Annotated in this window: 11 protein-coding genes; 9 read left to right on the top strand and 2 right to left on the bottom strand. The window is 26.7% G+C overall.

Annotated elements, in window-relative coordinates; translation table 11 throughout:
- Positions 1–105: 105 nt before the first annotated feature.
- The gene (locus tag BT997_RS10170) at positions 106–2,475 is read left to right on the top strand and encodes a methyl-accepting chemotaxis protein (protein ID WP_072681788.1); all 2,370 of its coding nucleotides are present in this window, start codon (positions 106–108) and stop codon (positions 2,473–2,475) included.
- A 26-nt stretch (positions 2,476–2,501) separates the two neighbouring features.
- Here the strand turns inward: BT997_RS10170 and BT997_RS10165 are convergent, their stop codons facing one another.
- A complete protein-coding gene (locus BT997_RS10165; RefSeq protein WP_072681787.1) occupies positions 2,502–3,533 on the bottom strand; it encodes a GGDEF domain-containing protein in 1,032 nt (343 codons plus the stop codon).
- A gap of 272 nt (positions 3,534–3,805) precedes the next feature.
- Here BT997_RS10165 and BT997_RS10160 point away from each other — a divergent pair, with 272 nt between their 5' ends.
- The 4 genes from BT997_RS10160 (at position 3,806) to BT997_RS10150 (ending at position 7,116) form a co-directional block, all read left to right on the top strand.
- Complete coding sequence (locus tag BT997_RS10160; protein ID WP_072681786.1) at positions 3,806–4,396, top strand: hypothetical protein; 591 nt, start codon at positions 3,806–3,808, stop codon at positions 4,394–4,396.
- A gap of 44 nt (positions 4,397–4,440) precedes the next feature.
- Entirely contained in the window at positions 4,441–5,112 is a 672-nt protein-coding gene (gene aat, locus BT997_RS10155) for a leucyl/phenylalanyl-tRNA--protein transferase (RefSeq protein ID WP_072681785.1), read from the top strand.
- A gap of 65 nt (positions 5,113–5,177) precedes the next feature.
- Positions 5,178–5,327: a hypothetical protein gene (locus BT997_RS15570; protein ID WP_174247229.1), complete on the top strand. Its 150-nt coding sequence runs from the start codon at positions 5,178–5,180 to the stop codon at positions 5,325–5,327.
- A 214-nt stretch (positions 5,328–5,541) separates the two neighbouring features.
- Positions 5,542–7,116 carry a nitrite/sulfite reductase gene (locus BT997_RS10150; RefSeq protein WP_072681784.1) on the top strand — a complete coding sequence of 525 codons (1,575 nt, stop codon included), beginning with the start codon at positions 5,542–5,544 and terminating at the stop codon, positions 7,114–7,116.
- Between the two features lie 17 nt (positions 7,117–7,133).
- Here BT997_RS10150 and BT997_RS10145 read toward each other — a convergent pair whose 3' ends face one another.
- On the bottom strand, positions 7,134–7,700 hold the full coding sequence (locus tag BT997_RS10145) for a YceI family protein (RefSeq protein WP_072681783.1): 567 nt from the start codon (positions 7,698–7,700) through the stop codon (positions 7,134–7,136).
- Positions 7,701–7,887: 187 nt separating this feature from the next.
- On the opposite strand from BT997_RS10145, the gene BT997_RS10140 reads away from it, so the two are divergent.
- The 4 genes from BT997_RS10140 to galU are packed head-to-tail and all read left to right on the top strand — an operon-like array spanning position 7,888 to position 12,515.
- Positions 7,888–8,670 (top strand): mannosyl-3-phosphoglycerate phosphatase, encoded by a 783-nt coding sequence (locus BT997_RS10140; RefSeq protein WP_072681782.1) that lies wholly within the window; start codon positions 7,888–7,890, stop codon positions 8,668–8,670.
- Between the two features lie 47 nt (positions 8,671–8,717).
- On the top strand, positions 8,718–9,929 hold the full coding sequence (locus tag BT997_RS10135; RefSeq protein ID WP_072681781.1) for a glycosyl transferase: 1,212 nt from the start codon (positions 8,718–8,720) through the stop codon (positions 9,927–9,929).
- Entirely contained in the window at positions 9,926–11,662 is a 1,737-nt protein-coding gene (locus tag BT997_RS10130) for a sugar phosphorylase (RefSeq protein ID WP_083568676.1), read from the top strand. Before BT997_RS10135 ends, BT997_RS10130 begins: the two co-directional genes overlap by 4 nt.
- A 19-nt stretch (positions 11,663–11,681) precedes the next feature.
- Entirely contained in the window at positions 11,682–12,515 is an 834-nt protein-coding gene (gene galU / locus BT997_RS10125) for a UTP--glucose-1-phosphate uridylyltransferase GalU (RefSeq protein ID WP_072681780.1), read from the top strand.
- Positions 12,516–12,518 lie beyond the last annotated feature (3 nt).

Below are 12,518 nucleotides of genomic sequence, written 5' to 3'. Positions count from 1 at the left end.
TTAAAGATACGATAAAATCGATACTTAAGTTAATTTTTTATTAATAATATTTTTGTTATAATTAGCATAAAAACAAAATATAATAATTTATATTAAGGAAAAACTATGTTTAAAAATAGTTCTATAAAAATTAAATTACTGTCAACAGTAATAGGTTCAATTATATTAGTTACAATTGTAATGTTAACACAATCAATTATAAGTCTTAACAATACCTCCGAAGCTATTATAGAAAAATCTAGTGTTTCTGCATATGATGCAAAAGAAAAAGAGTTGCAAAATTACGTCTCTTTAGCCTATAAAACTGTAGAGTCTTATTATGCAAGAACAGCAAAAGACAAAATTAAAAATGAAGTAGAAGATTACTTATTAGAACAAACAAATTATATTTTTTCAATTCTTGATGGAGAATATAAAAAATATAAAGATATCCTTCCTGCTGAAGAGTTAGAAGAAAGAATTAAGTCTATACTTTCATCTACTAAGTTTGGTAAATCAGGTTACTTTTTTGTTTATGATAAACAAGGTGTAAATATTGTTCTTCCTCCAAAACCTCAATTACAAGGTAAAAATTTATCTCATATAAAAGATGCAAATGGTGTTTTTGTAATTAAAGAGTTAATTAAAATATCTAACAATTCAAAACAAAGTGGTTTTTTAAGTTATTTATGGGAAAAGCCTGGATTTGATAAACCACAAGAAAAAGTATCTTATGTAAGAGTTTTTAAACCATATAATTGGATTATAGGAACAGGTTCTTACATTGATGATGTAACAGAAAGAATGAAAGAAGAAGCCTTAAAAGCAATATCAAAAATGAGATATGGGAAATCTGGATATTTCTGGATTAATGACTCAAACCACATAGTAAAAATGCATGCAGTAAAACCAACAATTACTGGAAAAAGTATGTATGATTTAAAAGATAAAAAAGGAAAATATTTATATCGAGAAATCGTAAAAACTGCAAATGCAAAAAAAGAAGGTGGTTTAGTAAGATACTTTTGGGCAAAGCCTAAAGGCCAAGGAGATGGTACCTTAGAAAAGTTTTCTTATGTTAAAAAATTTGAACCTTGGGATTTTATCATTGGAACAGGAGCATATGTTATTGATATTGAAAATAATATTGCTCAAATGAATCAAGATACAAGAGATAACATTTCAAAAGTGATTATGAATTCAATACTAGTTATTTTAGTAGTTATCTTTATTCTTACATTTATAATTATACTTATCATGAAAAAAGTAATATTTAATCCTCTTACAAACTTTCAAAATGGATTATTAAACTTTTTTAAATATGTAAATAAAGAGCAAAAAGATATAAATTCTTTAGAGATTAAATCAAACGATGAAATTGGTAAAATGGCAGGACTAATTAATCAAAATATAGATAAAACAAAAACTATATTAGAACAAGATAACATATTAATTAACAATGTAAAAGAAATCGTAAATCATGTTGGAGAAGGATATCTTGATAAAAGGATTACAAGCTCTACAAATAATGAGTCACTAGAAGAGTTAAAATCATTATTGAACAATATGTTAGAAAATGTTCAACAATTAGTTGGTAATAACATAAATGCATTAAGTGATGTATTAGAACAATATGCAAATAGAAATTTTACAGAAAAAATCGATACTCAAACAAGCGGTAAAATTGGGACTGATATTATTAATATGAATAAAATGATTACTAAAATTTTACAAGATAATCAAGAAGATGGTATTAGTTTACAAGATAGATCTGAAGAATTAACATCAAATGTAAAAATCTTAAATGAAAATGCTACTAGCCAAGCAGCATCACTAGAAGAAACAGCTGCTTCTATTGAAGAAATCACAAGTAATATCAAACAAACTAGTGAAAAAGCTCAAGAGATGTTATTAATATCTTCAGAAACACAAGAATCTGCAAACTTAGGAAAAGATTTAGCAACTAAAACTGTAAATTCTATGGATGATATAAATGAAACTGTTATTGCGATAAATGAAGCTATCTCAGTTATTGATCAAATTGCTTTCCAAACAAATATTTTATCTTTAAATGCAGCAGTTGAAGCAGCAACAGCAGGTGAAGCAGGAAAAGGTTTTGCAGTTGTGGCACAAGAAGTAAGAAATCTAGCTTCACGTTCAGCAGAAGCAGCTAAAGAGATTAAAGATTTAGTAGAAAATGCTACAGTAAAAGCCAATGAAGGTAAAAAAATCAGTACATCAATGATTGAAGGATTTAATAACCTTGAAGAAAAAATTGTAAATACTAGTAATTTAATTGGTGACGTTACAAATGCTGCTAAAGAACAAAATACAGGAATGGCACAAATAAGTGATGCAGTAAATCAATTAGATAAATTTACTCAAGAAAATGCCTCAATTGCCGATAGAACAAATTCTATTGCATTAGAAACAAATGAAATAGCAAAAGATATAGTCGAAAATGTAAATAACAACAATTTTGATGGTAAAAACTAAAGAAGAGATCTTTCTCTTCTTTAAAACTACTCTTTTATATCTTCATATGTAGTTTTATTTCTTCCATTTTCTTTTGATTTATATAAAAGTTTATCTACTAAATTATATATTCTCTTAGAAGATAAAGTATCATTTTTCTTAATAGAATTTACATTTACTAATCCAATAGAAACAGTTAAATAAGGTGATACCTCATTATTACAGGACTCTAACTTAGCATTTTCAACATTTTGTCTTAATTTTTCTATTAAAGAATATGAGTCTTTATTACTTTTTACATCAAAAAGTATTCCAAACTCTTCCCCACCTAATCTAAAGATATAATCACTTGGTCTATGAAAAGTCTCTTTTAATACTTTCCCTACTGAAAATAAAGCTTCATCACCAGCTTGATGACCAAAACAATCATTGTAATCTTTAAAAAAATCTATATCAATTAAAGCTAAAGAGAATTGATGATCATGTCTATCTAATAAGCTTATTTTTTTTTCAAAAATTTCCTCAAAATATCTTCTATTATGTAATCCTGTTAAATAATCTGTAATACTTAAACTATTTAATATTTTATTTTTTTCATCCAGTTCATTAACTGTTTTTTTATATTCACTAACATCTAACATAATACCTACAAGACCTAATACTTTGCCATCTATTACAAATGTAGATTTATACAAATTATAATATCTTATTTGTCCATCTGCACATTTAACTTTTGTTTCATAAAATTGAACGCCAGGATTAGAAAAAAGTTCTTTATCTTTTTCATAATAAATATCTGCATGCTCTTTGGGAATAACATGAGGTAAATCGTAAAGTGTTCTTCCTAATATTTCATCTTTTGATATACCTAAAATAGTTTTTGAAAATGCATCATTACAATGCTGATATACACCGTAAGTGTCTTTATAAAACATTGGACTAGGTATAATGTCAAATAACATTTTTAAAAAAGAATCATTTACTTTTATATTTTCTTTTAAAGAATCTAACACTAAAAGTGTAGTTTCTAAAGATTCAATTTTTGATTCTAATTCTTCATATGAAGGTTTATTATTCATATTCTAATACCTCTTATATTATGGTAATCCAATAATTATTATTATTTTAATAAGAAAAATAGCTATTCTATTATCTTTATGTTTTTTAAAGAAATAATAATATTATATACTTCTTTAAATCTTGATGCAAAATCAATAAATTATATTACAATTATTACAAATATGAGACAGTTCAGAGACAAAGTTATTGTAAAATTAAATATTAATAGTTGTTTTTTACATTTTGATACTTTTAACTAATAAAATATATAGTAAGAAAGAAGGTTTTCGTAATGAGAATTTTAATATATGATAATAATTTAAGTGATTTAAATAAATTATCATCCATGATTGAAGCATTTCCAATTGAAACAATAATAGATAAAGTGTCAGATTATAAAGATTGTATCCAGATGTCTAAAAAACATAATTATGACAAACTATTTATTGATTATACCGATGATATAGGTAAAAAAATTGCAAAAAAACTTTTAGAAATAGATCCAAAACAGAGAATATATCTATTAAATGATAATTTTGATTGTATAGATGAAAAGAACTGTGAAAAATGTAAAAAAGAGTTCAACAAAGATACAATTATAAAACCTCTAAATCAAGTTCAATTAAGTAAAATTATTAGCAAAAACTTCAAATGTGAAAGTTTCAATAAAAGTGAATTTGAATTTCAAATAGAAAAAGTAAAAAAATCTATAATAAATGAATATCCATATTTCAAATTTGAATTTGATAAAAAAAATAAAATATTAAAATCTGAACCAATGTCTATATCAATTTTAGTATATATAATTGAACAACTACAACATAATAATATAAAATATGAAGTAGAAGACAACGAAAAAATTAGAATTGTTACAAACTACTAATATTTTAACTCTCTTTTTTAGTGACTTTTAGTACTATTCACTTTATGGAATTATTAGATAAAGAACACTCTATCTACTTACTAGATCAAGATAATTTTGATTTCCCAAGTGAAGAAATGATGAAAGATGATCTCGTAGCTGTAGGGGGAGATTTTCATCCTCAAAGAATTATCAATGCTTATGAAAAAGGAATTTTTCCTTGGTTTATTGATGAATATAATCATATACATTGGTATAGTCCAAATAAAAGAATGGTTTTATACCCAAATGAATTTAAGGTTTCAAAAAGCCTTAATAGAACAATTAAAAATAAAAACTTTAAAATTAAATCAAATGAAAACTTTGAAAAAGTTATCAAAAACTGTTCGACTATTAAAAGAAAACATGAAAATGAAACATGGATAGATGATAATTTTATTCAAGCATATACAAATCTTCATAAATTGGGATTTGCATTTTCAATCGAATGCTATTTGGAAGACAAATTAGTAGGTGGATTATATGGTCTATTAATAAATAATATATTTTGTGGAGAAAGTATGTTTTCAAAAGAAAAAGATGCATCAAAAGTTGCATTTTATCATCTTTGTAAACAAGCAGAAGAAAATAATATAAAACTTATAGACTGCCAAGTATATAATGAGCACCTACAAAGTTTAGGTGCAAAAGAGATAAAAAGAGAAAAATATTTTAAAATTTTAAATAATAAATACTAATTATTGTTATTTTATAAGTTATCAATAATAATAAATATATTATAATATTATTAAAAGGTATAAAAATGAAAAACTCTCTTTTAATTTTAAGCTTATATTCTTTAATATTATTAAGTTTTTTTATCCCACATCTTTGGGTATTTACAACATTATCTATTTCTCTACTTCTTATAGAAAAAGTTTATACTAAGAAAATGATAGATGTTTTAAAATAAAAAATTTAAAAACTAGAAATCTTACTTAAAAAAGCTTTTCTCATACAGAACACTAAAAGAACACTAAAAAAATATATCCTACACATTATTCTAAATATAAAAAGATACAAATAAAGATAGAATACAACTTTAGTTTTGATTGTATTTTTATATAGGTATTTATATTTTAACAAAACATAACAATTATTACTAATAATATTAAATAGGAAAAATTATGCAAAAGAAAGAGTTATCAGCAGTAGAACAGTTAAAAGCATCAAGAAACCCTCTAAAAGTTATTGAAGATATGTATAAAGAAGCGCAAGAAGGAATTCCTTTAAGTGATGAATATATTGGATTATTAAAATGGTATGGAATGTATCCACATATCAATCATGATGAAACAGAAGATAAAAAATATTTTATGAAAAGAATCAAGATTGTTGATGCAAAGATGAATCTTGAACAACTTGAAGTTATGGCAAAAATAGGAAAAGATTATGCCCAAGGCTTAGTTGATTTTACAACAAGACAAAATATTCAGTTTCACTATATTGAAATTAAAGATATCCCAGCAATATTTAAATTATTAGATTCTGTAGGCTTAACTTCTAGAATGGCATCAGGAGATGGACCTAGACCAATTATGACATCTCCTGTTGCAGGTCTTGACCCAGATGAAATCATTGATGTTTCAAATTTAGTAAAAGAAGTAGATACTTATTTTGATAAAAATGATGATAGGTTTTGTAATTTTCCAAGAAAATATAAAACAGGTATTTCAGGTTGTGGTAAACATTCAGCAGCACATGAAGTTCAAGATGTAGCCTTTACTGCATTTAAAACAGATGAAGGAGAAATACTATTTGATTTAACAGTTGCGGGAGGCCTTTCAAAGTCAAAACAAATTGCCTATAGAGCTAACAGATATGTAAAAGCAGAACAAATAAAAGATGTAACAGTTGCATGTGCAGAAATTTTTAGAGACTATGGAAACAGAGCAAATAGAAATAAAGCAAGAGTTAGACACTTAGTAAATGAGTGGGGACTAGAAAAGTTTATTGAAGAGATTGAAAAAAAATTAGATTATCCTTTACAAGAAGGTTTAATAGAACCTAAAATAACTCCTTTTGAAAAAAGAAACCATTTTGGTATTCATAAAGCAAAACAAAAAGGAGAATCTTTTATTGGCTTTGCTACAAACTCAGGAAGAATTGATGGTAATGATTTTCAAACAATAAGCAAACTATGCAAAAAATATAAAGTAAAAGGATTAGCACTTACTTCTACACAAAACTTTATTATCTATGGAGTAAAAGAAACTGATGCACAAACTTTAGCAGATGAAATTGCTACATTAGGTTATCCATATAATCCAACACCTTTTAGGGCTAGATTACAATCATGTACAGGTAAACAATTTTGTAAATTTGGTATTACAGAAACAAAAGAGTATTCAAAAGAAGTTGTACAAGAACTAGAAAAAAGAGTTCCAGAATTTAATGAAAATATTATGATTGCAATATCAGGATGTGGAAATGCTTGTTCTCATCCACAAATAGCAGATATAGGATTTGTAGGTACAAAAGTTAGAGATGAAGAAGGAAATAGAGTTGAAGGATATGATCTTATTCTTGGTGGACATTTAGAAGGTACAAAAGATAGTAGAATTGCCCATAAAACAGGAATTAAAGTTGAAGCATCTAAAGTAGTTGACTTTATTATTAATTTAATAGAATCATATAAAAAAGATAATTTAAATCAAACTACGTTCAAAAACTATTTAAATATTGTAGAACTAGAAAAATAAGAAGAGATAATCTCTTCTTATTTTTTTAAAAGACCTTCTAAATCAATAGTTAATCTTATTGTATCACCAACAGCAACGCCACCGGCTTCTAATACTTTATTATATGAAACTCCATAGTCTTTTCTATTTATTTTTCCATATAAAGACAAGCCTACTTTAGTATTACCTCTATGGTCTATTATAGTTCCATTATTTTCAAGTTCAAACTTAACTTCTTTTGTCACACCTCTTAGAGTAAACTTTCCAATTACCTCATCATTTTCAACTTTTGTTGATTCAAAAGTAATATATGGATACTTTTGGGCTGCAAAAAAATCATCTGCTTTTAAATGATTATCTCTTTTTTCATTTGCCGTATTAATTGATTTTACTTCTACTTTTCCAGAAATAGATTGCAATGTTTTAGTTTTCTCATCATATTCAATAGTTCCAGAAAACATATCAAATTTCCCAACAACATTTGAAATCATCAAATGTTTTACTTTAAATCCTACGTTTGAATGAGATTTATCTACAGTAAAAGTCCCTGCAAATAAAGCACCAGAAGTCAAAATTGTGGCTAAACCTAATTTAATTAATTTCATATTTTCCCTTTTTTTAATTGTTTGAAAAATTATATAAAAGCTATATTAATACAATATTAACAATTACTATCAGTAATATAAATTTCATATAGTAAATTTTTATACATATAAAATATAGACTATCAAGTTGGATATTATTTATACAAAAAAAGTATTATATAAGAAAACTAATTTGATACAATGAATTATGTTACAAAAAGAAACAGAAAATTATCTAGTTTTTACAGATTTAGATGGAACACTACTTGATCATAAAACATACAGTTTTGAAAAAGCAAAAGAAATGCTTGATTACTTAAAGTTAAATAATATTCCTTTAATAATCGTTACAAGTAAAACAAAATATGAGATTTTAAAACTAAGAAAAGAACTTCAAATATCTTATCCTTTTATAGTAGAAAATGGTGCTGGTATTTTTTTACCTAAAGGTAATGACTTTGAACAAATAAATATGGGGAAAACTTATAGTGAACTATTAAGTTTTCTCAATGAGTATAAAGAAACATTTAATATCAAAAGTTTTTCAGATATGGATAAAAAAGAAATATCTCTTTTAACAAAACTGAATATAGAAGATGCAAAGTTAGCAAAAAAAAGAGATTTTTGTGAACCCTTTATTATAAAAGATGAATCAAAAATTAAAGTTTTAAAAAAATTATGTTTAAAAGAAGGATTTGACATCGTTAAGGGAGGTAGATTTTATCATCTAATTACTTTAGGACAAGATAAAGCAAACGCTCTCTTAAAACTTCAAAAAATTTATGAAGATACATTTGATAAAAAGTATAAAACAATTGCTCTAGGAGATGGAGAAAATGATAAAACAATGCTTGCTTGTGCAGATATATCAATTCTAATTAAGAAATTTGACGGTACTTTTTTAAATTATGAGAAAAAAGGCTTAATAAAAACAAAACAAATAGGTCCTGAAGGATGGAATGAAGCTTTAAAAGAAATTTTATACAAATAAAAACAAATTTAAAATCTATTAATAATCAATATAAAAAGGAAATATAAATGGCAGATTTTTTTCAAAATGGAGTAATTACTACACTTCAAAACCTTGGAGCAAGAAGTTTAGAAGATATGGAAGATGAACTTTTAAAATTTAGTGAAAGAAGAAGAATGGTTCTTCTTTTACCTGCATTATATTCAGAGTTTGAAACACCTGCCATGCATAAAATAATTGATGAATTAAAAAGTGTAAAATATTTATATAAGATTATACTTGGATTGGATAAAGCCACAAAAGAACAATTTGAAGAAGTAAAAGAACTTATGGCAGAACTTCCTTGTAAAGTCGATGTTTTATGGAACGATGGGCCAAGGATAAAAGAACTATATAAAGAACTTACACAAGAAGGTTTTCCTGGACTTGACACTCCAGGAAAAGGTAGAAACGTATGGACAATGTTAGGTTATGGATTAACAGATAAAGATGCTTATGCTTTTGCACTTCATGACTGTGATATTGTTAATTATTCAAGAGAAATTCCCGCAAGACTTTTCTATCCTATAATTCATCCTGCTCTTGACTTTGAATTTAATAAAGGTTATTACTCAAGGGTAACAGATAAACTCCATGGAAGAGCTACAAGACTTTTATATAGCCCTTTAATAAACTCTCTAAAAAAAGTACATGGTCATAGTAGATACTTAGAATATATGGAAAGTTTTAGATATGCACTATCTGGAGAATTTTCATTTATTAGATCAATGGGAAGAGGTATTGCTATTTCTCCCACATGGGGACTTGAAGTATCAACCTTAAGCGAAGTATATAAAAATACATCAAACAAAAGAATCTGTCAAACCCAAATCATGGATACATATGAACACAAGCATCAAGACTTAGGTGATTCTAATAGTGGTGGAGGTATCTATAAAATGTCAAATGACATAGCCAAAACATTATTTAGGGTTATGGCACAAGAAGGTGTTGTTTTTTCACCATCTACATTCAAAACATTGCTTGCAACGTATTTTCAAGAATCAAGATTTGAAATATCAAAATACAATGCGCTTAGTAAATTAAACGGTTTAAACTTTATTCGGGAAAAAGAGATTAAAGCAGTTGAAGCTTTTCAAGAAGCTATAAAAGAAGCATCCCAAGAATATTATGAAGATCCAATGGGAATACCATCACTATCTCCATGGATTACAGTGCGTTCAGTAATGCCTGACTTTTCTGAAAAATTTCATGAATATGTTCAAAAGGATAATGAGTGAAAAACCATATCTCAGATTCAAAACATAATATAAATAAAAGATTAAATAAACTATATCCTCCAAAAACTGCACAAAAGGCGTTAGATAGTATCGTTGATTTAATATATAAGTATAAACAAAGAATCAATTCAAAAGAGTATCACTTAAGCCAAAAAGATATTGTGCTTATCACTTATGGAGATCAAGTTTCAAGAAATAGTGAACCAACACTTCATACACTAAAAGAGTTTATGGATAATCATCTAAAAGATATTATAAATTCAATTCATATTCTTCCTTTTTATCCATACTCATCAGATGATGGTTTTTCAGTTGTAAACTATAGTGCAGTAGATCCCAATATGGGCTCATGGAGAGAAGTTGAACAACTATCAAATGAATATAGAATTATGGTAGATGGAGTAATAAATCATATTTCACAATTTTCTGATTGGTTTAAAGCTTTTTTAGCAGGAGATAAATATTTTGAAGATTATTTCATAGAACTTGATCCTACAATTGATTTAAGTAAAGTTGTAAGACCACGAGCAACACCACTTCTACATGAATATATAGATGACAATGGGAAAATTCATAATATTTGGACAACCTTTAGTAAAGACCAAGTTGATTTAAACTATAAAAGCTATAAAGTTCTAAGAAGTGTACTTGATGCTATGTTTTATTATATTGAAAAAGGTGCAACTTTAATTAGACTTGATGCTATTGCTTTTATATGGAAAGAATTAGGAACTCAATGCGTACATCTACCACAAACTCATGAGCTAATACAACTAATAAGAGAAGTACTCCATGAAGTTGCTCCTGAAGTTATCATAATAACAGAAACAAATGTCCCACATAATGAAAATATTTCATATTTTGGAAGTGGTGATGATGAAGCACAAATGGTTTACAATTTTGCATTACCACCTCTTTTATTAAATTCTATTATCCATGCAAACACAGAAAAATTGACTAGCTGGGCAAAAACCTTAGAACTTCCAAGTGATAAAGTTTGTTTCTTTAATTTCTCAGCAAGTCACGATGGAATAGGACTTAGACCTGTAAAAGGCATATTAAGTGATGAAGAAATTGAGGAATTAGTACAAAACGTAGAAAATCATGGAGGGTTAGTTTCTTACAGAACAGAAGAAAATGGTAGTAAAACACCTTATGAATTAAATTGTAGCTACATTGATGCCTTAACACATCCAGAAGAAGATCAACTACTTAGAGTTAAACGGATGTTAGTAACCCAAGCTACAGTTCTTGCTATGCCAGGTGTTCCAGGAATTTATTTCCATTCATTAGTTGCTTCACAAAATTATCATGATGGAGTAAAACATTCAGGAATAAATAGAACAATAAACCGAGAAAAATACAATATTGATTGGCTTGAACAGGAGTTATCTATACTTGGAAGTTTAGCCAAAACCATTTTTGATTCATACAAAAGAATGATATCTATCAGAATAAATGAAGAAGCATTTAACCCTTTTGGAAAATTTTCTTTTTTGAATTTTGACAATAGGGTTTTTGCAATAGATAGATTTAATATTAACAAAAATTTTAGAATACTAACTTTACACAACTTTAGTAATGAAAAAATAACTATAAATTTACCCCAAGAAATAAAACTTCCATTATGCGATTTATTAAATTCAAATTATTGTAATGAAAATAGTGAGAAAAAAGATTCAAAAATCACCCTTGAGCCATATCAAATAATGTGGCTTAAGGGATATATATAAAATTTAAGGAGAATATAAAATGAATAAAATTACAAAGTGTTTATTTCCAGCAGCAGGTTATGGCACAAGGTTTTTACCTGCAACAAAAGCTATGCCAAAAGAGATGTTACCAGTATTAACAAAGCCATTAATTCAATATGGAGTAGAAGAAGCCATTGAAGCTGGTTGTGATGTAATGTCAGTTATTACAGGAAGAGGTAAAAGAGCAATTACAGATCATTTTGATATTTCATATGAGCTTGAACATCAAATACAAGGTTCTTCAAAAGAAAAAATGTTAGCAGATATTAGAAATATTATCGATAAATGTACCTTTACATATACAAGACAAAATGAGATGAAAGGTTTAGGAGATGCAATATATAAAGGAAAAGTTTTAGTTGGGGAGACTAGTCCTTTTGCAGTTATATTAGCAGATGATTTATGTGTAAATCCAGAAGGTGATGGAGTTTTAAAACAAATGGTTAAACTCTATGAAAAATATAAATGTTGTATTGTTGCTTGTATGGAAGTTCCAAAAGAAGAAGTTCATAAGTATGGTGTAATAGAAGGTAAACCAATGAAAGACAATGTGCATATTGTCTCAAATATGATTGAAAAACCAGATAATGACAAGGCACCTTCAAATCTTGCAGTTATAGGAAGATATATATTAACGCCAGAGATTTTTGAAGTTATTAGTAAAACAAAACCTGGAAAAAATGGAGAGCTTCAAATTACTGATGCACTTTGTACACAAGCAAAAAATGCAATGGTTCTTGCTTATAAATTTGATGGTAAAAGATTTGATTGTGGTTCAGTAGATGGTTTTGTTGAAGCTACTAACTACTTTTTTGAGTTAGAAAAAAAGTAGTTA

It is taken from the genome of Arcobacter sp. LA11, from assembly GCF_001895145.1.
GTDB lineage: Bacteria > Campylobacterota > Campylobacteria > Campylobacterales > Arcobacteraceae > Halarcobacter.
Note: the sequence above shows the minus strand (reverse complement) of the source record. Positions and strands in the feature narration are given on the sequence as shown.

Bases quoted from the DNA above. Each gene is read 5' to 3' on its own strand.
- BT997_RS10170 (WP_072681788.1), top strand. From the start codon at position 106: ATGTTTAAAAATAGTTCTATAAAAATTAAATTACTGTCAACAGTAATA.
- BT997_RS10165 (WP_072681787.1), bottom strand. From the start codon at position 3,533: ATGAATAATAAACCTTCATATGAAGAATTAGAATCAAAAATTGAATCT.
- BT997_RS10160 (WP_072681786.1), top strand. From the start codon at position 3,806: ATGAGAATTTTAATATATGATAATAATTTAAGTGATTTAAATAAATTA.
- aat (WP_072681785.1), top strand. From the start codon at position 4,441: ATGGAATTATTAGATAAAGAACACTCTATCTACTTACTAGATCAAGAT.
- BT997_RS15570 (WP_174247229.1), top strand. From the start codon at position 5,178: ATGAAAAACTCTCTTTTAATTTTAAGCTTATATTCTTTAATATTATTA.
- BT997_RS10150 (WP_072681784.1), top strand. From the start codon at position 5,542: ATGCAAAAGAAAGAGTTATCAGCAGTAGAACAGTTAAAAGCATCAAGA.
- BT997_RS10145 (WP_072681783.1), bottom strand. From the start codon at position 7,700: ATGAAATTAATTAAATTAGGTTTAGCCACAATTTTGACTTCTGGTGCT.
- BT997_RS10140 (WP_072681782.1), top strand. From the start codon at position 7,888: ATGTTACAAAAAGAAACAGAAAATTATCTAGTTTTTACAGATTTAGAT.
- BT997_RS10135 (WP_072681781.1), top strand. From the start codon at position 8,718: ATGGCAGATTTTTTTCAAAATGGAGTAATTACTACACTTCAAAACCTT.
- galU (WP_072681780.1), top strand. From the start codon at position 11,682: ATGAATAAAATTACAAAGTGTTTATTTCCAGCAGCAGGTTATGGCACA.